Here is a 25319-nt window from a genome sequence, read left to right on the forward strand (position 1 = left end):
GTGGAATCAGATGCTTGAACGTATGAAGAACCGCGGCGTCGGCGGGGTGCTCTGCCTGGTGGCCGGGCTCGTGGCGCTGGTGACCGCGGTCGTGTTCTTTGCGACGCAGGCCGAGGCCGCACCGCTTGGCCACACGGGCATCATGCCCGGCGTGGCGCTTCTGGCCGGCGTCGTGGTGACCGTTGCGCTGACGCTCGTGCCCCTGCGTTTTGGCGCGCTCATCCAGACCGTGGTCTACGGCGTGGCCGTGTACTTCTCGGTGACGCAGCTCTACCTCGTGTTTGCCGACGTCATCTTCAGCGTGACGTACGCGGGCGGCAACGCGCTGCTCTGCGTGATGTACATGGCCGGCGCGCTTCTAAGCTGCGTGCTCTGCGTGGTGGCGTGCTTCTTTGAGAAGCCCGTCTCCCAGAAGGACCGCCAGGGCTCCAAGAAGCTCGTGCCGGTGGCCGCCGTCCTGGTGGTCGCCGCCGTGGTGGGGGTCTTTGCGGCGAACCTGAGCCTTGGTCCCGGGGCGGCCACGAGCTCCGATTCTGCCTCCGGCTCCGAGGAGGCCGCTACCGGCGCCACGATGAAGTACGCGGACAACGAGTTCAAGGACATGTCCATTGACGAGCTCGCCGCCATCCCCCGCTCCGACTGGGAGGCCAAGGAGGCCAACGGCGACGTTGCCTACTTCTTCGAGGGCCAGTACACCGAGGGGTTTGCCACCGTTGTCGACCCGGCGTGCCTGGACATGTACCTCTGCACGGACGGCTCCATGTACGGCTCCCTGAGCGGCCCGGTCACCTCGGTTGCCCCGGGCGTCACCTACGTGTACGGCTACTGGTACAACGTGGACGAGTCCGGCGAGAACAACTTTGTGATTCACCTTGCTGGCACCCAGAGCGCTGACGGCACCACGCGCGCCACGAGCACCGAGGGCGGCGAGGACGCCGACATCCAGATCTTTGACACCGACCACGGTGACTACAACTGGGAGGCGAGCTTCAGCCTCGGTCTCTACGGCGGCGCGATGACGCGCAACATGAACATCTACGGCCAGGTGTACGCCCCTGCCCAGAGCCTTGAGATCGACGCGTCCCAGCTTGACACCTTCTACACCGGCGACACTTTCAATCCTGCCGCGCTCTCCGTCACCGTGGTCCGCGCGAGCGGAGCCACCGAGAACATCTGGGGCGGACGCCTGAGCTTCAGCGGCTACGACTCCGAGACCACCGGCACCAAGACGGTCACGGGCTCGTTCCTCGGCGCCACCGCTACCTTTGACGTGACGGTCGACGAGCTCAACGCAGAGACCTATGCGGGCACGTACGGCCTGGTTACGGGTGATGCGGTCGTTGACACCGACGTGACCATGACGGTGGACTACTCCCACAAGACCGTGACCATTGCCTCGGCCGACGGCTCGGCCAAGGTCGTCGGGACGATCAGTGATGCGACCGACACCGCCGTGACGATGTCCATCAACGGCAGCGAGCCGCTGACGGCCACGATTTCCGGCTCTGGCGACGCCAAGACCATCACGGTCCCGGCTCACCAGGAGGTGGTGAACGGCATGACCGGAAGCACTACCTACGACGTGGGTGAGTACACGCTCACGCTGAGCAAGTAGCTCTCTCCGGATTGCCCCCTTCCCTTAGAGGCCCGTCGCAGAGTCTGTCTGCGGCGGGCCTCTTTGTCATGGGGCGGCGCGTGCTGTCCTGCTGCGCGGCTGACTTCGATATTCCTCTCCCTGCTTGTTCGATGTGGGCCACTGAATATGAGCAGGTAGATGATGGCAAAGTCGATTTAGCCGATACCGGTTGCCGACCACGTGGTCGATGGTGGAAACGCCGCCTACACGTCTCCAGTGCCCAGTAACTTGGTAGCAAGGTGCCCGCGCTTCCACCAGGGAAGGGCTGCCATAGCCTGCTGACGCTCGGCGATGCCGGCAACGCGGTCGGCGAGGTGCGCGGAGCGGTCATTGGCAACGGAGAGCTGCTCCCTCAGCTCCCTCAGTTCGCGATCACGTGAAGAGCGGAGCTCGGTAAGCTCAGCCACAAGCCGCTCGTTCTGTTCCTTGAGGTCCTTGATACGTCCGTTGAGGGCGGCAATTACGGCATCGTTGCCCGTGCTCTGGGCAGGAGGCTCTGGGTCAGGGTTCTGAGGGGTGCGCGGGGGGATGCTCTTGCCAAGCGCGTCGGCGAGTGCCGAGACAGCAAAGTCATCGAGCACGTCGGTCTTGCCCACACGTGTCACATGGTCAGGCGAGAGCCCAAGTTTGTCGATGTAGTTGACTACCGTCTGCTTGGCCACGCCCAGCTGGTCGGCAACCTCTCGTTTTGTAACGCCCATGTACACGCCCCTTATACGTCAGGCTTGGCGGCCTGCTCTGCTCGATTATCCGCGTGCCTGTAATTATAGGGTTAGTCAAGGGTTGTTCGGCAAGTATCAACCAACCATCGACTAATCTGTGTGACGTGGTCGAAAATATGTGTGACCTCAGACAGCTGTTTGATGAAGGACAAAATGAGGGGCGGAATGTTCGGCCAGTGTAACGGTCGAACACATCGTCGACTAAAGTGCACAATTGGGGCTACGGTTGGGCATAACGGCGCAGTACGTGGAGCGCCAGCAGGTATGAAAACGTGCGGCGCGCGGAAAGGCTCGACGTACAAAAATGTGTTCTTAACAAAAGTCAACGCGTTCGGTCTGCAGCTGCCAACAAGCCCCGCCTGCTTGGACTAGAGTAGTTCTTGCGAGCCACGAGCCCGACGGCGAAGACCCAGGAGGACCGCATGTCCGAGAAGTCCGAGAACATAACTGCCCGTGACGTTACCCAGCCGACGCGTGAGGAGCTTGGGAGCGCCGTAGACGATATGCGCGATTCCGTGGTTGCGTTTACCTATGATGGCGACCGTTCCTCGCAGGACCACCTCTCCGGAGCGCCCGAGGAGCGCGACCTCGTGCTCGGCGAGGACGACCCGCGAGATGCGGCACTGGCCGAGCACCCGCTGACCGAGGACGTGGCCTGGACCGGTCGCATCTTCAACGTTGACCGCCTGCGCGTGGAGCTGCCCGACGGCCGCGCCGCCATCCGTGACGTGGTGCGTCACCCCGGTGCCGTGGCTGTGGTTGCGCTGACTGAGGACGGTCGCATCTGCCTGGTGCGCCAGTACCGCACCGCGCTTGGACGCGTGACCGTGGAGATTCCGGCTGGCAAGCTCGCCCCCGGCGAGGACCCGCTTGAGTGCGCAAGCAGGGAGCTTCTTGAGGAGACCGGTATGAGCGCGCAGAAGATCGCCTTCCTTACCACCATCGCCAGCTCCGCGGGCTTCTGCGACGAGCTCATCCACATCTATATGGCCACCGGTCTTGCCTTTGGGAAGTCGGACCCGGACGCCGACGAGTTCATCAACGTGGACCTGGTCCCGCTGGACGAGCTCATCGACGCGGTGCTGGACGGCCGGATCGAGGACGCCAAGACCGTGGTGGGCGCGCTGGTGTGCGACGCGATCATGCACCGGCTGACGCCCGGCGAGGACGCGGAGGAGTAGCGGCGCGCTCTCCCAAGCATCACTGTTGATATATAGGTGATAGAGAGAACCGGGCTGGTTACGTCCGGTTCTCTCCGGTTACATACACCTTCCTGAATTAACAAATATCAACCTTAAGTCCCAATACATACCGTAAGCAGCCCCCAACCTCCCCTGTTTCTCCAGCGAGAAGAACCTTATGGGTTGGCAGGCTTGCGTTTGACTGACGTAAAACCTGCGCGTGCGGAGATTTTCGCTCGAAAACTGAATATATCAGTTTCTGAATCGAGCGCTTTGAAAGGCGTACTTGCTGGAAGGAAACTTAATAAGGGGAGGGGTGACATCGTTAGAAGTTGAACTACTGCTTCAACAGCATCTTTATCTGTTTTATAAAGTTTAGAATAGAATGTGGGAGGGGGTATTATATAGATACAATAATTTGTAAAATACGAGCTAAACGCTCAATTACATTTACAAAATAGTGAGCTACAACTCTCAAGTCATGGCTTACACTGACCGAGTCTGGCTGTATTGGCACCATTCTGTCGAGTCAAAAGGTGCTCTTGGCTTGGAGGTTTGTATGAAGCACATGAAGCACACCACGGGGGGTGGGTTCTCTTCTAGGAGAAACCTGAAGTCACCTCTCTCAAGCAAACCCAAGCGGAAGTGGGGGATCTTTGCTGCAGCAGCAATCGTTGTCGTAGCGATTGTTGCCGCAGCGGTTGCCTCACCGATGGCTGCGCGAGCGGCAGCGAGTGGCACCACGTCCGTCGACCCCGACACCACCAATGCGTGGGAGAACTACACCGCTCCTGGCGGCGAGACCTCTACGCAGAACGTCGGCCGTATCTGGACCGACAAGAGCGTGTTCAACACGGATTACACCTTCCAGGGCCAGCTGAGCGGCTCTGTGCAGAAGGGTGACTCCGACTTCGTCGTCGGCCTGTCTGCCCTGTCCTCCACCTCGAACCTGACCGAGACCATCACGACGAGCCAGCCGCTCGACATCGTGCTTGTGCTCGATGTGTCCGGTTCGATGGACGACCCCATGGAATCGTATGAGCCGGTTTACGACCTTCGTACAAACTGGGGTGCACCCACATATTACATTGAGCTCAACGGCGAGTACCAGGAGATTAGCCATGACAGGCAAGGCTGGTATTATGAGACCGGTTGGGGATGGTCCTCTACTCGTCATGATGTGACCCCCAAGACGTCAGCTGACGATCCTAACGGCACGCAGGTGTATCAATATGTCGAGGGCGAGGACAAGATCGATGCCCTCAAGGAAGCCGTTAACGGGTTCATCGACACGGCGAACGAATCAAACAGCTCCATCCAGAACCCCGACGACAAGAGCCGCATCTCCATTGTAAAGTTCGCGGGCGACACCTACAGGTATGAAATCGGCAACGATCGCGGTGAGGGCGGCAGCTCTTCCTACAACTACACTCAGGTCGTTTCTGACTTCACGTCGGATGCCGACGCGCTTAAATCCGACGTTAGAGCGATTCGTGCCGGCGGCGCAACATCGGCCGATATGGGCCTGAGCCTTGCACAGGATGTGTTCGAAGGTGGCTATCACGGTAATCATTGGGATAACGATACCTATCTTGGCGCTCGAGATAATGCCAAGAAGGTAGTCATCTTCTTTACCGATGGCGAGCCGAACCACAGCAGCGGCTGGAACGGCGCGGTGGCAAACGATGCCATCGATGTTGCCCGCCAGCTGAAGAACGATGGTACGACCATCTACTCGATTGGCGTCTTTGGTGATGCGAATCCGTCTGACACCGAGCAGGATTTCAACGGCTACATGCACGGCGTCTCGAGCAACTATCCCAACGCGCAGAGCTATAACAACCTTGGGCAGCGTGCGCCGGAAAGTGACTACTATAAGTCGGCGACGAACGCGAATGAACTGGATTCTATTTTCGAGGACATCTTCCAGCAGGAGTCGCAGAGTACTGGCTCCGGCTCGCCTATCCAGAGCATCACGCAAGCGGGCGCGCAGGAGACTCCCGGCAACCTGACCTTCACCGACCGGCTCGGTTCTTACATGGAAGTTACCGGCACCGGCGCGGGTGCTGACAAAATGCAGCTGGCCTATGCAGACCAGCTCTACACAAGCAAGTCTCGCGACGAGCAGCAGATTCAGGGTGGCACCGTCTATACGTACCACTTCGATGGCCAGGTGGCCGGCAACGCCGTGTACGGCGCAGCCAACCTCTCCGACATCTCCGTCAAGGTGACGCACTACAATGACGCGGCCCAGGGCGACCTTGTCCAGGTGACCATCCCGGCATCCCTCATCCCGCTGCGCAACTATGACGTCAACGCCGACAACAAAACGATGACCGTCTCTAAGGCGTACCCCATCCGTCTCTTCTACGGCGTGAGCCTCAAGCAGGGTGCGGAGGATGCCATCAACACAGGTTCCGGCGATGTGTACGACGCCATCGCGCAGAACAACGTCTCCGCCGACAAGCAGACCCTCGACTTCTACACTAACCTCTACACCAACGGCAGCGGCGACACCACGGCCGTTTTCACGCCGAACGAGGCCAACAAGTTCTACTACTACACCTCCGACACGCCGCTCTACGTGGACGAGGCGTGCACGGAACGCGCGACGCGCCAGAACATCGATCAGTACAATAAGGTTTACTATCAGGACACCTACTACGTGCAGACCGAAAACGGCGGCTATGAGCAGCGTACGACGTCCGTTGCCGTCAACCGCGACGGCTCCGAGTTCAGCCACATCGCCTTCGTTCAGTGGGGCAGCGGGTACGGCAACGCCTACATGCCGGCGCACACCCAGCGCACCGACCGTCCTGCCACGCTCAACACCGACAAGTTTGAGAATAAAACCGACACCGCCGAAACCGCTCTCGTTCCTTCCTGGAGTGGCGTCAACGAGGTGTCCCAGGCGCTCGGCAATAACGGCAAGATCAGCTACCCGATGCCCGGCTCCCTCGAGATCAAGAAGACGGTCGACTGGACCAACGGCTCCGACCAGACCCAGCAGGACAAGAACTCCTTCATCTTCGACATCTCGCTCACGGATGCGAACGACAAGCCCATCAGCGGCACGTACAACTACTACGTGGATAACGCCGAGACCGCATCCGGCCAGGTGACCTTCACCGACGACGGCAAGGCGAGCATCCAGGTCAACGGCGGCACCACGGTGCGCATCGACGGTCTGGCCTCGGGCGCCAAGTTCACGGTGACCGAGCAGGGCGTGGGTCAGAACGGCTTCACCGTCACGTCTGACACCACCTCGCAGACCGACGTTGAGAACACCAACACCACCGACGGCATCGTGACCGGCACCATCCCCGCCGGTTCGCAGGCGTCTCTCTCCTTTGTCAACCAGTACCACGCCGAGGACGTGAACCTGAGCACCAACGCCAAGCTGCAGGTTAAGAAGAACCTGACCGGCCGCGATTGGCGCGACACCGACGAGTTCACCTTCGCGATCGATGGCCTTGCCGGTCCGAACGGTACTGCAGCCCCCGAGCCTGACGAGACCACCATCAAGGTCGATGACGAGACCGCCGACTACACGAAGGCCTTCGGCGACATCACCTTCACGCAGCCCGGCGAGTATCGCTACGCTGTGACCGAGGTAAGCGACGGCATTCAGACCATCCCCGGCATCGACTACTCCGCTGCGCGCTATCGCGTTGTGGTGAACGTGAGCGATAACGGTACCGGCAACCTCGTGGTCGACTCCGTGACCATCGAGCAGCGTCTGGACGACGAGGGCCATACGCCGCAGTCTCAGCCCACCATCGATAACAACACGATGGTGTTCACCAACAACTACAACCTCGATGCCGCTACGACCAACATCGACGGCACCAAGAACTACACCGACACGACCGGCAAGAACCCGATCAACGCCGACAAGTTTACCTTCCAGCTGAAGGCGCTCGGCGGTTACGAGACCGAGGGCGGCAGCGCCGACCACTACACGGTTGACGCGGCTGACGTTCCGATGCCGGATACCGCCGACGAGAACCATGCCGTGACGACCAACAACACGGGTTACGAGTTTGGCTTCCCGACCATTAGCTACGACGGCAACGCCGTGGGTAAGACCTTCGTATACGAGGTCAGCGAGCTCAAGGGTAGCGAGCAGGGCATGACCTATGACGAGGACACCAAGTACACCGTCAAGGTTGCTGTGTCCGAGATCGATGATCCGGAGAACCCGGGCCAGAAGATCATCGTGGCCACGCCTGACCTCGATCCCCAGGACATTGTCTTCAACAACACCTACGATCCGGCCGATGCCACGCTCGCGGGCAAAGACGCCATCCATGGCACCAAGAAGCTGACCGGCCGCGAGATGAAGGAAGGCGAGACCTTCTACTTCCAGCTCACCCAGACGGGTGGCCCGGCCACGCCTGACCCGAAGGACGGGGACGCCTACGTCCAGGTGCTGAACGCGGCCGAGTACGCGACCGTCTCTCAGAGTGACCAGGACATGTACTTCAACTTCAAGGACATGACCTTCTCCGTCGCCGGCACCTACACCTTCCAGGTGAACGAGGTCGCCAACCAGTACGGCGATGAGACCACGGACGGCAACGGCCTCACCTATGACAAGAACGTCTGCACCGTGACCGTGGAAGTCAAGGACAACCATGACGGCACCATGACCGCCATGCCCTCCTACAGCAACCAGAGCCACAGCGAGACCGACAAGGCCGTGTTCGACAACACCTATCAGGCCGAGATGAACTACGGCGCTAACGGCGCGGGCGGCATCAACGTGACCAAGCAGATGCTCGACCGCCCGATGGCCGAGGGTGACTTTAGCTTCACCATCACTCCCGAGGGCGAGGATAAGGCGTACGAGACCTTCACCAACACCGCTGCCGAGATGAACGGCACGGTGACCATGAAGCAGCTCCAGAACCTGACCTTCGACCAGGACGATGCGGGCAAGACGTTCACCTACATCGTGGACGAGTCCGACCCGGCCGAGGGCCAGGCGCTGCCCGAGGTCGACTACGACCAGAGCCAGTACAAGGTCGAGATCCAGGTTATCGACAACGGTGACAGCACCATGCACACCGTGACCACAGTGACCAAGATCAAGAACGCCAAGGGCAAGAGCGTCAACAAAGTTGTCGTGGATCACGCTGATTCCAGCGCCGACGGCTATACCGCTCCGACCTTCGGCTTCGTGAACGACTACAACCCCAAAGGCACGACCGCCGGCGGCGAGGATGCCGAGCATCCGCTGCAGGTGACCAAGACCGTCGAGGGCGCTCCCTCGCCTGAAGGCGTGGAGTACTCCTTCACGCTGACGCCGGCTGAGGACTACGGTGAAAAGGTCACGGGCCTGACCGACGGCAAGCTGACCACGCACACCACGGGCAGCATCGCCAAGGGCGAGTCCCAAACCGTGGACTTCGGCCAGCTGACCTTCACCGAGCCGGGCAACTACACCTTCAACGTGCAGGAGGACCAGCCCGTCGTTGACGCTGGCTGGACCTTCGACGACGCCAACGGTGACGGCGTGACCGAAGCGCACCAGATCACCGTTGTGGTGACCGACCTCAATGACAAGGGTGAGTACGACGGCAACCTCTACATCCAGAGCGTGAACGGCAGCCCGGTCCAGGTGACCAACAGCTATCATGCCAACAGCATCACCGTGGGCGGCGAGGGCGCTGACCAGCAGATCAACGTCCAGAAGACCGTGACCGGTGCTGACTCCGACGAGAACTTCAAGTTCAAGCTCGAGCCCATCGTCGACGAGACCAACACCGAGGAGGTGTGGGCCAACAACGTCGAGCCCGCCGAGGGCAACGACGGCACCGCCACCATCGACGGTGGCGTGACCCAGGAGAAGGCCAGCACGACCACCTTCGGCGGCATCACCTTCAAGGCTGAGGGCACCTACCAGTTCAACGTGACCGAGGTCCAGGCGCATGACGGCGTGGACGACCCGGCCGGTTGGACCTACGACACGCACACCTCCGTCGTGACCGTGACCGTGACCGACGAGGGCAACGATGGTCAGCTCGACGCCGCGGTGAGCTACGACAACTCGCAGGCCAAGACCGACGCCGACAAGGGTTGCAAGACCGTTGCCGCGTTCACCAACAGCTACGCCCCCGGCGAGATCACCACGACCGACGACACGAGCGTCGACACCAACATCAAGGTGACGAAGAGCGTCACGGGCGCTCCGGCTACCGAGGCGTTCACGTTCAGCCTCAAGCTGGCTGACGGCCAGGACGGCTCCAACGTGTTCGAGGGTACGGGCGACGACAAGACCCCGTTCGACGGCGTTGAGGTCACGACGTCTGACAACATCGCTGCCGACTCCACCGAGACCAAGGCGTTCGCGGGCGTGACCTTCACCAAGGCGGGCGACTACAAGTTCGTCATCGACGAGACCACCACGACCGACAAGGCCGGCTGGACCTACGACGGCTCCACGCACGAGATCACGGTCCGCGTTGCGGATCAGGACGCCAAGCTCGTCATCACGGGCATCGACGGCAACAACCCGACCTTCACAAACGCCTACACCACCTCCGGCACCCTGTCCGGGAATGGCGAAGAGGCAATCAAGGTCACGAAGAGCCTCACCGGTCGCGCGAACGACGAGTGGCTTGACGGCGATTCGTTCAAGGCGATGCTGACCGCTCAGGAGAGCACGGTCGACGGCCAGACGATGGCAGCCGATAGCGTGCCTATGCCCGGCGGCCGCACCGGTGGCGTGGCGACGGTTGACCTGACGAAGGACAACCATGAGAGCGTGGCCTTCGGCGACATCACCTACACGCGTCCCGGCACGTACAACTACACGCTGGCTGAGGTCCAGGAGAACGCGATCGACGGCGTTTACTACTCGCTGGCCGAGTACAACGTGGTCGTGACCGCAACCGACAACGGCAACGGCACGCTGACCGTCACGTCCGAGATTACCCAGACCAAGGACGACGACGGATTCGGCTCCAGCGAGGAGGGCTATACCGGCAGCACCGAGTCCGTTGACGTGGCAACCTTCACCAACGTTTACCAGCCCAACTTCGCAACGCTCGACGGTGCGCAGAACCTGACGGTCTCCAAGAACCTTGAGGGCCGTGACTGGTACGAGGGCGACGAGTGGACGTTCGCGCTGGCGCTCACCGACGGTGATGCGTCCAAGGTGATCATGCCTGCCCAGACGCAGCTGACCATCAACGCGAACACGCCCAACTTCGCGGCGAGCTTCGGCAACATCACGTTCCGTGCGGCTGGCACCTACATCTTCACGGTGACGGAGTCCGGCGTCGTTGAGGGCGTGACCAACGACACCGATGCCGAGCGCACCATCGTGGTTGACGTGAACGACGACACCAAGGGCAACCTGATCGCTACGGTCAATGCCGAGCGGAGCGAGGGCCTTACCTTCACCAACACCTACCAGCCCACGGGCACCACGATCAGCGGTGACAGCGCCATCACGGTGCAGAAGACCCTGACCGGTCGCGATTGGGCTGACGGCGAGGAGTTCGGCTTCACCATCAAGAACATCCAGAAGCCCGAGGGCCTGGAGAGCGCGCCGATGCCGGAGAACGACACCATCACGGTGGGCAAGCCGGCCGAGGGCAACGTTGCCACCGCGCAGTTCGGCGACATGACGTTCACGCAGGCTGGCACCTACGTGTACGAGATCACCGAGAACCCGGGTGACGGTTCCCTGAGCTACGACGACCACACCGCCACGGTGACAGTAGCCGTGTTTGAGAACCAGGCCGACGGCACGCTGTCCGCGCAGGTGTCCTACGACAACAGCACGGCAACCACCGACGGTGACAAGGCCGTGACCGGTGCCGCCGCGTTCACCAACGCATATAACACCGAAGGCTTCGACCTGTCCTTCAGTGGCACCAAGCACCTCGAGGGCCGTGACTTCCAGCCCGGCGACGAATTCACCTTCATGGTGAACGCCGGTGCCGATGTGCCCGTGCCCGACGGCGTGACCGTCACCTCTCGGGACGAGTCCAGCTGGACCGGTACGGTTACCATCAAGCCTGAAAGCGGCAACGACGCCACGATTGACTTCGGCAAGGCTGCCATCACTCAGGCTGGCGAGTACACCTACCTGATCACCGAGCAGAACACCGGCATCGATGGCATGGGCTACGACGAGTCCACCCACACCATAACCTTCAAGGCGGAGGACAACGGCCAGGGCGGTTTCAATGTCACCCAGACCGCCGGCGACCTCACGTGGGTGAACAATGCAGCCTTTAAGATGGACAAGCCCGTCTCGCTTGAAGGCACCAAGTCCATGACCGGCGCTGACATGTCCAACGGCCAGTTCACCTTCACTGTGGAGCCGCAGGATGGGGCTCCGATGGGCGAGGGCACCCAGGCCGTGACCAACGGCGAGCCCACTCAGAACGAGGATGGCAGCTGGACCGCTTCGCTCGACGTGCTGAAGGACGTGTCCTACGATGCACCTGGTGACTACGTGTACCTCGTCACCGAGCAGAACGACGGCCAGCCCGGCTTCACCTACGACGGCACCCAGTACAAGGTGACGGTCACGGTGGCGCAGGACGGTACCTCGTCCACGAAGGTTGAGAAGTCCACGGACGGCGAGAACTGGGCCGAGGCTACTGCGGTCGCGTTCAACAACAGCTACGCGACCGAGGGCAGCGCCACGCTCAACGGCTCTGCCAACCTGGGCGGTACCAAGACCCTCTCCGGCCGTGACTGGACGAACGATGACAGCTTCACGTTCATCCTTGCCGCGGGCGACCAGCCCACGCAGCAGGCCATCGCCGACGGCACCATCCACATGCCCGACACGATGGAGGTCGTGCAGGGCGCCTACTCCGACGGCGCTCAGGTGCCGTTCAACTTCGGCAACATCGTGTTCGACCAGGCTGGCACCTACACCTTCACCATCTCCGAGCAGCAGCCCGGCGACGATGGCTTCGTTGGCCCGACCGCTGGCATGACCTACGATGATCATGTCCGCACCATCACGGTGACGGTGGTCGACAACGGCAACGGCCAGCTTGAGGCTGCGGCCGAGGCTGAGGGTGACGCCAACTGGACCAACACCTACAAGGTTGACGGTGAGAACCCCGGCACCCTCTCCGGTGCTGAGAACCTCGAGGTCACCAAGGTGATTGACGGCCGCGATTGGCAGGATGGCGACAGCTTCACCTTCGAGCTGACCGCCGACGAGGCGAACCCCGAGGGCGCCACGCTCCCGGAGAACGCCTCTGGCATCACGATCACCAACGAGACCACCGGCCACAAGGCCGCGTTCGGCGACATCACTTTCAGCAAGCCCGGCAACTACACGTTCTACGTGAACGAGCAGATGCCGCAGGATGACGACCACGCGACCGAGGGTGTCCAGAGCAACGGCGTGACCTACGACGGCGCGCAGCGCGTCATCGAGGTGAGCGTTGTCGATAACTATGACGGCACGCTGACGCCGTCCGCCACGGTCACCTCCGACCACGGCCTGACCTTCACCAACACCTACAAGGCGGGCGGCACCACCACGCTTCCCACTACGGGTGAGGGCAGCTTCACGCTGCGCAAGGTCCTGACCGGCAAGGCGTGGAACGGTGACGAGTTCACCTTCAAGGTCGAGGCGGCTGACTCTGCGTCCGCGAACTACCTGCCCGAGCAGACCGAAGTGACGGTGAACGCCAAGACCGGCACCAACGACGAGGGCTACGACTTTGCCAACTTCGCCTTCGGTCCGATCACCTATGACCAGGCCGGCACCTACACCTATACGGTGACTGAGCTACCCGGCTCCAACGCGGGCATCCAGTACGATACCCACACCGCCACGGTGACCGTCACCGTCTCCGATAACCTGCACGGCGGGTATATCGCCTCCGCGACGGTTGCCAACGGCACCTTCACCAACGAGTACGCTACCTCGCTTGACTTCGGCGCCGAGGGCCAGGGTGGTCTCTGGATCCAGAAGAGCCTGACCAACCATGACATCGCGGACGACCAGTTCGAGTTCACGGTGACCGCTGCTGACCAGGCCTCGGCCGACAAGGCTGGCTTCGACGGCATGTCCAAGGTCGTGAAGTCCACGGCTGCAACGATGGATGACAATGGCACCGCCATGAGCATGGCCGAGATCTTCTCCGACGCCACGTTCACGCAGGACGACGCTGACGACACCTACACCTACACGGTGCGGGAGACCAAGGGTGGCGAGTTCGGCTACACCAACGATGACACCGTCTACACGGTGACCATCACCACGGCCGACGACGGCCAGGGCGGCATCAAGGTGACCACCACGGTGTCCGCTGACAACGGCTACAACCAGTCCTACGTCTACGACAACGACGAGACGACGGACGACCCGCAGGCTATCGTGCCCTTCTCCAACAGCTACGAGGCCACCGGCACGCTCGGCGGTGACGGTGAGGGCAACGTGACGATCAACGCCACCAAGTCTCTGACCAACCGCCCGATGACGGACGGCGAGTTCACCTTCAACGTGACCGACGCCAGCGGCAACCAGGTTGCCACCGGCACCAACGATGCCAACGGCAACGTGACCTTCAGCGCGATCGACTACACCAAGGACGGCATGCTCGACGACGTCGAGAACGGCCTTGCCAGCTACAGTCAGGTCGACGGCAAGGACACGTTCACCTACACCTACACGGTGGCCGAGGATCAGGCGAGCTTCGACGAGGGCGTGACCGCCATCGCCGGTAGCTTCCAGATCACGGTTACGGTGACGGACAACAACGACGGCACGCTGGGCATCGCGGTCGCCTACCCCGATGGTGGCGACAGCCTCCAGTTCCGCAACGCCTACGGTGAGGGCGAGACCGGCCAGGCCACGCTCAACATCAACGGTGCCAAGGTCCTGAACATCCAGTCTGGCAACAACGCGCCTGACATCGCCGGTAAGTACAGCTTCACGCTGACCGGCTCCGAGGGCGCTCCGATGCCCGCTACCACCACGGCTACCAACGACGCCGCGGGCAACGTCAACTTTGGTGACGTCACGTTCACCATGGAGGGCGTGTTCGGCGACACCGGCGGCCAGGCGGCGGCGACCGACGAGGCCGCGACGGACGAGGCCAGCGTGGCCGCCAAGTCCGCGGTCCGCACCAAGACCTTCACCTACACGGTGACCGAGTCCGGCACCGTTGCGGGCGTGACCAACGACGCCGCGGCCTCCAAGACCTTCACGGTCACGGTGACCGACAACGGCGACGGCACGATCTCCGTGGCCACTGACCAGGCCACTGGCGCTGAGTTCAGCTTCACCAACACCTACGCCGTGACTCCGACGCAGGAGACCCCGACCGGTGACGACGGTGCCACGGGTACCGGTCACATTACCATCGGCAAGGAGCTGACCGGCCGCGCCATGACCGAGGGCGAGTTTGGGTTCGCGCTGACCGACGCCAACGGCACCGTGGTGTCCCAGGGCACCAACGACGCCAATGGCAACGTTGAGCTTCCGGCCATCACCTTCAACGAGCCGGGCGACTACGCCTACACGCTCGCCGAGGTGAACGGCGGCCAGGGCGGCGTGACCTTCGACCAGGCCGTCTACCAGGTGACGGCGCACGTGACCGACAACGGCGATGGCAGCCTGAGCGTTGCCTGGACCGTCAAGAACTCGGCTGGCGAGCCTGTCAACCAGCTCACCTTCCACAACTCCTACTCCACGGCCCCTGCGACCGTCGTCTTTGGCGGCTCCAAGGTGCTTGACGGACGTGAGCTTGCGGCCGGCGAGTTCAGCTTCGAGCTCCGTGACCACGACACCGGCAAGGTGCTTCAGACGGTCACCAACGCCGAGGACGGCTCGTTCGCCTTCGACACCCAGGTGTTCGGTGGCGTCGGTGAGTACACCTTCGACATCGCTGAGGTTAAGGGCGACGCTGAGGGCGTGACCTACGACGACATGGTCTATACCGCCAAGGTCACCGTCACAGACGACGGCAACGGGCACCTCCTGGTGACCGGTCTCACCTACAACGACAAGGTCGAGCTGCCGGTGTTCACCAACACCTACGTGGAGCCCGCGGCGCCCGAGCCACAGGAGCCCGAGCCCGCGGCACCGACGCCTGAGCCCGAGATTCCCGACACGGGCGACCACACGAGTTCCGTGCTGCCTGCCGTCCTGATCGCATGTGGCGTGGCGCTGGCCGGCGGCGCCTGGGCGCTGAGGAAGCACCAGGGCAGGTAACTGCCAAGATAGACCGAGCGCGGCCGGCGTCCCTGCGGGGGCGTCGGCCGCCTTCTTTAAGAGGTGGTAGGTATGAGCAATGCGGACCAGAGGGCCAAGGCGGCTCCCAAGCGCCTGACGCCGACGGAGCGCCGCATACTCCTCTATGTGGCCGAGCGCGAGGGAAAGTCGTGCTCAAAGGCCGAGATGGCCGAGGCACTCGGACGGAACCGCAAGACCATCGACCGTCTTGTCGCCCATCTGCGGGAGGAGGGGCTGATCGTCTCCAAGCCCGTGTGGGACAAGAACGGAGCACAGCTTCCCAATTCCTATCGGCTGGCGCGCAACAAGGACGCGCGACGCGCCGCGGAGGCGGCGAGCGAGGCGTCGTAACGCAGCGAATCCGCCGCCCATCCGCATCGCTGCCACAACGGCCCCAGGTTCTTCTCGCTGCTGCGGTGCCTGCGGTGGGGGCGGCGGTGCTACCCTAGTGCGGCATGTCTCGCGCCAACCCAGACCGGAGTCGTTCATGTCGCTCTTCTCGCGCTTTCTGACCTACTACAAGGGCCAGCTGCACCTCTTTGTCATCGACACCATCGCCGCCATCGCGGTGGCCGGCATCGACCTCGCGTTCCCGCAGATCCTGCGCACCCTCACGGGCGGCCTCTTCACGGAGGGCGCGGGCGCCATCATGGGGGCGCTGGCCTACCTGGCCGTAGGCCTCGTGGCCATGTACGCCGTCCGCTTTGCGTGCCGCTACTTCGTGATCTTCTGGGGTCACGTGATGGGCGCGCGCATGGAGAGCCGCATGCGCGAGGACCTCTTTGACGCCTATGCGCGCCAGAGCTTCAGCTTCTTTGACCACAACAAGTCGGGCGACCTCATGAGCCGCCTGGTCTCGGACCTTTTTGACATCGCCGAGGCCGCCCACCACGGCCCGGAGTTCGTCCTCATCGGCGTGGTGGAGGTCACGGGCAGCTTCATCATCCTCTCCACCATCAACGTGCCGCTCACGGCCGTGCTGGCACTCATCGCGGTGCTGCTGGTGGCCTACAACGCCTACGCCAACTTCCGCATGCGCGCGGTCTACACGGAGAACCGCGTGCGCATCTCCGGCGTCAACTCCCGCCTGGAGGACGCGCTCAGCGGCATGCGCGTGGTCAAGAGCTTTGCTGCGGAGGACGTGGAGCGCGCCAAGTTCCGCGCCTCCAACGACGCCTACCTGGACTCCAAGACCCGGATGTATCGCGCCATGGGCCGCTACCAGGCGGCCATCGCGGTCATGATGGGAGCGCTCAACACGGCCGTGGTGGTCCTGGGCGGCTGGCTCATCGCGCAAGGGCAGATGCAGGCCATCGACCTTGCCACCTACGCGCTCTACATCACGCTCTTCACCTCGCCCATCCAGTCCATCCTGGACTTCACGGAGACCTTCCAGAAGGCCATCGCGGGCTTCCGCCGCTTCTGCGAGGTGCTGGACGCGCAGCCGGACATCCAGGACGCCCCCGGCGCGCCCGACCTCGTGGTAAGCGAGGGCGCCATCAGCTACCAGGACGTCCACTTTGCCTACGCGGAGGCGGACGGCCGCAAGGACGAGGAGGTCATCCGCGGCCTCACGCTGGACATCCGCCCCGGGGAGACCATCGCGCTGGTGGGGCCCTCGGGCGGCGGCAAGTCCACCACCTGCTCGCTGCTGCCGCGCTTCTACGACGTTGACTCCGGCTCCATTACGATCGACGGCCAGGACGTGCGCTCCGTCACGCAGCGGAGCCTGCGCGAGGCCATCGGCCTGGTGCAGCAGGACGTCTACCTCTTTGACGGCACCATCGCGGAGAACATCGCCTACGGCAGCCCGGACGCCACGGACGAGCAGATTCGCGAGGCCACGCGCCGCGCCAATATTGCGGAGTTTATCGAGAGCCTGCCGGAGGGCTACCAGACCCAAGTGGGCGAGCGCGGCAGCCACCTCTCCGGCGGCCAGAAGCAGCGCGTGGCCATTGCGCGCGTGTTCCTCAAGAACCCGCCGATTCTCATCTTTGACGAGGCGACCTCGGCCCTGGACAACGAGTCCGAGCAGGCCGTCCAGGAGTCGCTGGCCGAGCTCTCTCGCGGGCGCACCACGCTCGTCATCGCACACAGGCTCTCCACCATCAAGAACGCTGACGAGATCGTCACGATGGAGCACGGCCGGGTCTCTGAGCGCGGCACCCACGAGGAGCTGCTGGCTCTGGGCGGCACGTACGCGCGCTACTACCACATGCAGTTCGCGGACGGCGCGGAGCCGGCGGCGACCGCGGCGCGGGACGCTCGGTAGACGCGGGGGCGGCCTATTGCGGGTTCTTCTCGCCGTGCGGGATGCGTGAGGGCCCTGCGGGGCGTCTGCGGGGGCGGAATTGCGTATACTGTGAGGGATTGAAGCTACTCCGCTTGGAGCCCGGCGCACGTGACCGGAGGTCGTCGCCGCATCTGTGACGGGAAGAGAACGCATGGCTAAGAAGAGCGAGATCGCGCGCATCCAGAAGGGCGCCCTCACGGCCGACGAGGCCGAGGAGCTGTTCTCGCGCGTCGACCACACGGGTCACACGGACGAGGAGCGCGCCCGTCGGCAGCGCGCGCACCGCAAGGAGAAGGGCGTCTCACTTGATGTGGACCCCCTCTCGGAGGACGATCCCTCCGGCTCCAACGTCGGCAAGGTCATCGCCAAGACGGCCGTGCTCTTTGTGGCGGTCTTCCTGGTGGCCGTGGTTGTGGGCCAGGTGGCCTTTGGCCTCATTCGCCGTGCCAACACCGCCAACCTGGCCGAGGAGGCCAACGTCCGCACCGTGGCCTCGGCGCTCTCCGGTGGCGTGGAGTGGGGCAACGGCTTCACGCAGTTCCCGGAGGACTTCACCGTCCAGGAGGCGGACGAGAACACCGGCCGCGTGGAGGTCACCGTCATCGACACCAGCTCGGAGAACGCGCTGGAGTGCTTTGCCGGCTCACAGGTGCAGGCCACGGCGTTTGCCGTGAACGCGCTGCTCAACCCCAACATCAACACCGTGGTCTACCACGTGAACGTCCACACGGACCCCGACGGCAAGATTCAGCAGTCCTCGCTCTTCGGCTTCCTCAAGCCAACCGGTGACGTGACGTCGTTCATGACCTTCGTCTGGACCAAGACGCAGTCCGAGGCGGGCGTGCAGTTCTCCTGCCACATCACCGGCATCGACGACGCGGTCCAGGACGAGCTGCGCGACCAGATTACCACTTCGTTCACCCCGGTCCAGATCCTGAGCGGCAACTAGGGGCGGCCTGGCCGTCCCGCGGGGCGGCCCGCAGGTGGGCCACCGGGTGGGCCGCAAGGCGACGCCCGGGCACGGGCTGGCGAGAAGAGCCGACGCTCTTGGCATGTGTGGCCTATAGGCGTCCCGTCCTACGTGCTTCTTACCGGTGCTTTGGTTCAACTTAGCGAAAAGCCAGCTTCTAAGCTTGATTTGAGATGGGCGCGGCCTCCCTGGTCATGCTACTTTGGTAGCGTGCAAGAAGGTGACAGGGGAGGTCGTCCATGAGGTGCGGGAACTGCGGTGAGGAGCTGCCCGGGCGCGCGAGGTTCTGCCCCGCCTGCGGTGCTCCCGTGGACCAGCCCACCGAGGAGGAGTTGACTGACACTGCCGTGATCGGGGCCGGCGGCCTCGGGGCGGATCAGGAGGTTGACCCCGAGGACCTCCCGGCGTCCAAGAAGCTCGAGGAGCCGCTCGAGCCGGTTGGCCTGGGTGCCGTCCCGCTGATGCCCGTTGTCCCGCCGCCTCGCGCAACCCGCGTGCGACCAAGGTCGCCGCGCCCGTATGCCTCCCATGGCCACCCCGGCTCCGCGTCCGTTCCCCCGAGCCAGCGCGTCTGGTCCCCCGACGAGCGGGAATGGCAGGAGCGCGAACGGGAGGCCGAGCGCCAGGCCGAGCCTGCCGCCGAGCCCGACGCCGCCGCTTCCGGACAGGACGCTCGGGACTCGTCCGGGAATCTCCTCCGCGGTGCCGCCCGTCGCGTCGCCGCCGGCGCCAGGCGGGCCGCCGACCGTGCGAGGTCGCTTGACCGTCGCCGCATCGGCATAGTTGTCGGCGCCCTTGCGGTGGCCGCCGTCCTCGTGGCGGCATTCGTCGGCGTGGTGTCCACGAGCTGGCTGGGGCCGTTCAGCCCCGACGACGCACCGGCGCCGCAGGTCCAGCCTCCCTCGGACGGCAGCATTGACCCCATCCAGCCCGATGACTCCGCCGAGGAGCAGCCGGATGAGGCGGGCTCGCAGCTCCCCGAGGGCGCGCCCGAGGTTCGCGCGACGGTGGAGGACTACTCCTGGGAGGAGCTCTCGCAGATCTCCGCCCTCATCGCCGGCGCCTCTTCCGACGCCGAGGGCCTGGAGATTGCCGAGACCTACCATCTCTGCGGGGCGGACGGCACCCTAGATGGTACACAGGCCAAGTCGCTGGAGCTTTCCGACGGCACTGAGGTCACCATGCGCGTGGTCGGCTTCCGCCAGGACCAGAAGGCCGACGGCTCCGGTCCGGCAGGCATCACGCTGCTCTCCGAGGACGGCGTCTCCGAGCAGGCCATGAACGCAACCGGCCAGCTCGTGGGCGGTTGGGAGGAGTCCACGCTGCGTCCCTGGATGAACCAGAGCCTCATCGGCGAGCTGCCGAGTGAGGTGTCCGACCTGATCGTGAGCGTGGAGAAGACCACCAACCCGCCCGCCGGCACCGGCGAGGTGGGCCAGGACGTCACCGAGGACAAGCTCTGGGTGCCGTCCTACTCCGAGGTGGTCGGCGAGCCGGGCTCCGGCAGCAATCGCTACGGCCTCTACGAGTACGAGGGCCCGCAGTACCAGCTCTTCTCCGACCTCGGCATCACGTGGGCCCAGCCGAGCCCCGAGCTCATCATCCCGTCCGGTGGCTACTGGTGGCTGCGCAGCCCGGACGTGGCAAACGACCGCTGGTTTGTCGTCGTGGGGCCGGAAGGCCAGAGCGCCTACGGTCACCGACCGGCCACGGAGAACGCCATCGTCATGGGGTTCTGCCTGTAGCCCTTCGACTGACCTACGAGGACCATCCTACAGACAACGGGCGGGCGAGAAGTACCGTGATCGAGGTTCTTCTCGCCCGCCCTTTTTGAGCCGTTGTGGTGGGGCCGGCCTTGCCCGGGGTGCCCGAGCGTGGCGCTCGGGCTACGCGAGCAGCGCGGTGACGTCGCCGAGGACGCTCTCGAAGCTCACGCCGCGCACCTCGTAGTCCGGCTGCGCCGGGGTGATCTGCATGGCGTGGCGCACCAGCGAGCTCGCAAACTCCACGGAGGAGCGCAGGTCACGGCCGGTGTAGATGGCCGCGGTGAGGCCGGAGGCAAAGAGGTCGCCGGTGCCGTGCAGCATGTAGGGCAGAAGCTCGCCGGAGACCTCCTCCACCATGCCGTCCCCGCCGGCCACGGCCACGTAGTTGCGGATGACGCTCTCGCCGGCGTGGACCACGCCCTTGAGGACCACGGACTTAGCGCCCATCTCAAGCAGGGCGTCGGCCATGCGGCGGACGTAGGCCTCGTCCACGTCCTGGCCCTCGTAGGGGATGCCGGTGATGATGGACGCCTCGGTGAGGTTGGGCGTGAGGACGTCGGCGCCGTCAACGAGGCCCTTGGTGGCCTCGCACATCTCGTCGGTGTAGGTGGGGTACTTGGAGCCGCCGTCGCCCATCACCGGGTCGACGATCCTGAGGGCGCGCGGGTACTCGCGGTAGAGGCGCAGGATGGCGTCAACCTGCTCGGCCGAGCCGAGGAAGCCCGAGTAGACGCCGTCGAGGTCAATGCCCTCCTCGCGCCAGGCGTCGAGGTACTCGCCCAGCATGGGCGTGGTGTCGTGCATGTAGAACTTGGGGAAGCGCGTGTGCGCCGAGAAGAGCGACGTGGGGACCGGGCAGACGTCGATGCCCGCCGCCGAGAGCACCGGGATCGCCACGCCGAGGGAGCACTTGCCGTAGCCGCAGAGGTCGTGGACGGCCGCCACGCGTGGCAGGTAGGCGCCCTTGCGCTCGTACAGGTGCAGGTTGCTGGCTGTGTTCATGGGATTCTCCTTTGTCCGCGGACTGATGGACCAGCGTACAGGGGCAAAGGATAGACCTTTACGGGCCCGTGGGTGCCGGCGCGGGCGAAACGTGCTGGTTTCATGGCGGCGTGCGCACTTCCTGCCGTCGGGACGCGTCCGTGCAGGTTGCGTATACTAAAGGGCTGTAGCCAATCGAGAGGAGCAACATGGCAGACCAGCCGCTCGTTGGAATCATCATGGGTTCCAAGTCAGACATGCCCACGATGGAAGCCTGCACCGCGCAGCTCGAAGAGCTCGGCGTTCCGTACGAGCTGGTTGTTGCCAGCGCGCACCGCAACCCCGAGAAGGTCCACGAATGGGCCGGAAGCGCCGCCGAGCGCGGCCTCAAGGTCATCATTGCCGCTGCCGGCAAGGCGGCCCACCTCGGCGGCGTGGTGGCTGCGTTCACCCCGCTGCCCATCATCGGCGTGCCGATGAAGACCTCCGACCTCGGTGGCATGGACTCGCTGCTCTCCATGGTTCAGATGCCCTCCGGCGTGCCGGTGGCGTGCGTGGCCATCAACGGGGCCAAGAACGCCGCCATCTATGCCACGCAGATCCTCGGCGCCACCATGCCCGAGTATCGCGAGAAGATCGTGGAGTTCAAGCGACAGATGGCCGAGGCGTAGGGCCTCGGAAGGGAGGCGGGAGCCCAGATGGCTTCGCACTTCAAGCAGCCGGGCCCGGACGAGACGCCACGCCGCACAGGGAGCCACGCGGCGGGGGCGGGCCCTTCTCGCCCGGTGGGACGGCACGCCGCTGGTGACGCCGCCGGTTCGCGGGGCGCTCACGGGCAGGCGGCCCCCGACGCTACCGTGCCTCGGATGGAGGGCGGCCTGCGTGGGCACCTTTCCACCCCGCGCGGCGGCGACGAGTCCTATCACGCCCCCGTGGGCAATCCGCACGCGGCGCACGTGACGGAGCGGTCTGACGGCTACATCTCGGTCGTCTCCGAGGGCCCCGGCGACGGTCGGCGGTCTCGTGGGAGGCGGCGTCGCGAGGACGGGTTTGTTGAGACGGACCCCTACGACCTCTCCGGCCGCCGAAGCAGGGACCCCCGGAAGCGCGTGGGCCGCGTTGTGTCCGTGCTGCTGTTCGTGGTGGGCATTGCCCTCATTGCCGTCGCGGGGGGCATGTGGCTCTACAACCAGTGGCAGTACCACGAGCAGGACCGCATCAACGAGGAGCTGGCCACCTTTGCGGACGTCTCGGACAACGGGACGACGCCGCCGCAGGTTGACTGGGAGGCCCTCAAGGCCCTGAACGACGAGGTGGTCGGCTGGGTGCAGATTCCCGGTACGGCGGTCAACTTCCCGGTCTATCAGGCGTCGGACAACGAGAAGTACCTTCACACCAGCGCCGAGGGGAGCTATTCGCTTGGCGGGCAGGTGTTTATGGACTACGAGAACACGCCGCCCGGCATGATCGACGCCCAGACGGTGATCTACGGTCACCACCTGCGCAACGGCGCCATGTTCAAGCCCGTCTCGGACATGACCAACCAGGAGATGTTCGACAGCGTGTCGACCATCTGGTACGTCACGGAGGACGCCACCTACGAGCTGGAGCCGCTGCTGGTGTATGAGACGGACGCCTCGGACACGGGGGCGCGCACGTTCAGTTTTGCCTCCGACGACGACCTGCACGCCTACCTCACAGACCTGCTGTCCCGCTCGGTCACGAGCCGTGCGGACGCCGCGGACGTGATCTCCCGCACGAGCCATGCGCTCACGCTCTGCACCTGCAACTATGAGAACGGCGACTCGGGCCGCACGCTGCTGGTCTGCGTGCCCAAGTCCGAGGCGGCCGGTGACGCTGCCGCCTCTGGCGCCGCCGACGCCGCCGCTGGCGAGACCCCTGCCGACGAGACCGCCGAACAGACCCCCACGGAGTAGGAAGGACCACCCTTGCCCAGCCACACCAACCCCACGTCCTGGAAGTGCCGTTCATGCGAGCGGGGAGGCTGCCCTGCCGGCGGCTGTCCCGGCTGCGGTGACGACAAGCTCCACGAGGAGTGCGGCGTCTTCGGCGTGTGGGCGCCCGGACGCGACGTGGCGCGCATCACCTACTTCGCCCTGCGCGCCCTGCAGCACCGCGGGCAGGAGTCGGCGGGCATCGCCGTGGGCGACGGCAAGACCGTCCTGATTCGCAAGGACCTCGGCCTGGTCACGCAGGTCTTCTCCGACGACGACCTCTCCGCCATGCCGGGCAAGGTGGCCTGCGGCCACTGCCGCTACGGCACCGCGGGCGCCAAGGGCTGGGAGTCGGCCCAGCCGCACCTCTCCACCATCGACGACATCATCATCGCGCTGGCGCACAACGGCACGCTGGTCAACTTTGACGACCTGCGGCGCGAGCTCATCGAGATGGGCATCCCGTTCCGCTCCAACACGGACTCCGAGGTGGCAGCGCGCCTCATCGGCTACTTCACCCAGCGCAGCCACCGCCTGCGCACGGGCATCGCGCACACGATGCGCATGCTCGAGGGCGGCTACGCGATGGTGCTCGTGCGCGAGAACGCGCTCTACGCCTTCCGGGACCCGCACGGCATCCGCCCGCTGGTGCTGGGGCGCCTGGGCGACGACGGCTGGGTCGTGGCCAGCGAGACCTGCGCGCTGGACATCTCCGGCGCCACCTTCGTGCGGGAGGTCGAGCCCGGCGAGATCATCCGGGTCTCTGACGACGGCATTCGCTCCGAGCGCGGCTGCAAGGCGCTCTCTCCCGCGAACTGCATCTTCGAGCACGTGTACTTCTCGCGCCCCGACTCGGTGAAGGACGGAGCGAGCTTCTACCTCATGCGCCACAACATGGGCCGCCGCCTTGCGCAGGAGACGCCCGTCGACGCCGACCTGGTGATCTCCGTGCCGGACTCGGGCACCCCGGCGGCCGAGGGCTTTGCCCAGGAGCTGGGGATCCCCTTTGGCACGGGCCTCATCAAGAACCGCTACGTGGCACGCACGTTCATCCAGCCCACGCAGGAACTGCGTCAGATGGGCGTGCGTCTCAAGCTCAACGCGCTGCCGGACGTGGTGCGCGGCAAGCGGCTGGTGATGGTGGACGACTCCATCGTCCGTGGCACCACGAGTCGCCAGATCGTGAGGATGCTCAAGGCCGCGGGTGCCACCGAGGTCCACGTGCGCTCGGCCTCCCCGATGGTCAAGTGGCCGTGCTTCTACGGCATCGACACGGGCAGCCAGGACCAGCTCATTGCAGCCAACATGTCTCTTGACGAGATTCGCGCCCACATCGAGGCGGATTCCGTGGGGTTCCTCTCCACCGAGGGTCTGCTTGCCTGCGTGCCCAAGGCGGGGTACTGCGAGGCGTGTTTCACCGGCGAGTACCCCGTGGAGATTCCGCATTCCTTCTGGAGGGAGCGCTTCCTGCCCGGTTACGAGCCCCACAACCTGACCCCTGCCTCGAAGACCTCGCAGATGTCCCTCGAGCAGGCCGAGAAGGTCATGTCGCAGGAATAGACCAGCCGTGTGGAGCGGCCCGGCGCGTC

12 protein-coding genes are annotated in these 25319 nt (G+C 64.3%); 10 read left to right on the forward strand and 2 right to left on the reverse strand.

Annotated elements, in window-relative coordinates:
* The first annotated feature begins 10 nt into the window (after nt 1–10).
* Nucleotides 11–1615 carry a bacterial Ig-like domain-containing protein gene (locus tag H9X80_RS02845; protein WP_204792833.1) on the forward strand — a complete coding sequence of 535 codons (1605 nt, stop codon included), beginning with the start codon at nt 11–13 and terminating at the stop codon, nt 1613–1615.
* Between the two features lie 224 nt (nt 1616–1839).
* Here H9X80_RS02845 and H9X80_RS02850 read toward each other — a convergent pair whose 3' ends face one another.
* Entirely contained in the window at nt 1840–2337 is a 498-nt protein-coding gene (locus tag H9X80_RS02850; protein WP_204792834.1) for a hypothetical protein, read from the reverse strand.
* A gap of 524 nt (nt 2338–2861) precedes the next feature.
* Here H9X80_RS02850 and H9X80_RS02855 point away from each other — a divergent pair.
* The 6 genes from H9X80_RS02855 to H9X80_RS02880 all read left to right on the forward strand — a co-directional run bounded on the left by H9X80_RS02855 (nt 2862) and on the right by H9X80_RS02880 (nt 20773).
* A complete protein-coding gene (locus H9X80_RS02855) occupies nt 2862–3539 on the forward strand; it encodes an NUDIX domain-containing protein (RefSeq protein WP_239471513.1) in 678 nt (225 codons plus the stop codon).
* 712 nt (nt 3540–4251) lie between these two features.
* Nucleotides 4252–15744: a Spy0128 family protein gene (locus tag H9X80_RS02860; protein WP_204792836.1), complete on the forward strand. Its 11493-nt coding sequence runs from the start codon at nt 4252–4254 to the stop codon at nt 15742–15744.
* 72 nt (nt 15745–15816) lie between these two features.
* Nucleotides 15817–16116 (forward strand): MarR family transcriptional regulator, encoded by a 300-nt coding sequence (locus tag H9X80_RS02865; protein ID WP_204792837.1) that lies wholly within the window; start codon nt 15817–15819, stop codon nt 16114–16116.
* 136 nt (nt 16117–16252) lie between these two features.
* Nucleotides 16253–18037, forward strand: a complete 1785-nt coding sequence (locus H9X80_RS02870) for an ABC transporter ATP-binding protein (protein WP_204792838.1) — start codon at nt 16253–16255, stop codon at nt 18035–18037.
* A gap of 172 nt (nt 18038–18209) precedes the next feature.
* A complete protein-coding gene (locus H9X80_RS02875; RefSeq protein ID WP_204792839.1) occupies nt 18210–19007 on the forward strand; it encodes a hypothetical protein in 798 nt (265 codons plus the stop codon).
* A 260-nt stretch (nt 19008–19267) separates the two neighbouring features.
* Nucleotides 19268–20773, forward strand: a complete 1506-nt coding sequence (locus tag H9X80_RS02880; protein ID WP_204792840.1) for a DUF6273 domain-containing protein — start codon at nt 19268–19270, stop codon at nt 20771–20773.
* Nucleotides 20774–20914: 141 nt separating this feature from the next.
* On the opposite strand, the gene H9X80_RS02885 is transcribed toward H9X80_RS02880, so the two are convergent.
* Nucleotides 20915–21796: a PfkB family carbohydrate kinase gene (locus tag H9X80_RS02885; protein ID WP_204792841.1), complete on the reverse strand. Its 882-nt coding sequence runs from the start codon at nt 21794–21796 to the stop codon at nt 20915–20917.
* Nucleotides 21797–21984: 188 nt separating this feature from the next.
* Between H9X80_RS02885 and purE the strand changes: the two genes are divergently transcribed.
* From purE to purF, 3 genes are read left to right on the forward strand one after another with little or no spacing between them, the layout of a single operon-like run.
* On the forward strand, nt 21985–22446 hold the full coding sequence (gene purE / locus H9X80_RS02890) for a 5-(carboxyamino)imidazole ribonucleotide mutase (RefSeq protein ID WP_204792842.1): 462 nt from the start codon (nt 21985–21987) through the stop codon (nt 22444–22446).
* Nucleotides 22447–22473: 27 nt separating this feature from the next.
* Nucleotides 22474–23712 carry a class B sortase gene (gene srtB / locus H9X80_RS02895; RefSeq protein ID WP_204792843.1) on the forward strand — a complete coding sequence of 413 codons (1239 nt, stop codon included), beginning with the start codon at nt 22474–22476 and terminating at the stop codon, nt 23710–23712.
* A gap of 12 nt (nt 23713–23724) precedes the next feature.
* On the forward strand, nt 23725–25290 hold the full coding sequence (gene purF, locus H9X80_RS02900; protein WP_204792844.1) for an amidophosphoribosyltransferase: 1566 nt from the start codon (nt 23725–23727) through the stop codon (nt 25288–25290).
* The last annotated feature ends 29 nt before the right edge of the window (nt 25291–25319 follow it).

Source organism: Olsenella profusa (assembly GCF_016900315.1).
In the GTDB taxonomy this organism is placed as follows: Bacteria; Actinomycetota; Coriobacteriia; order Coriobacteriales; family Atopobiaceae; genus Thermophilibacter; species Thermophilibacter profusus_A.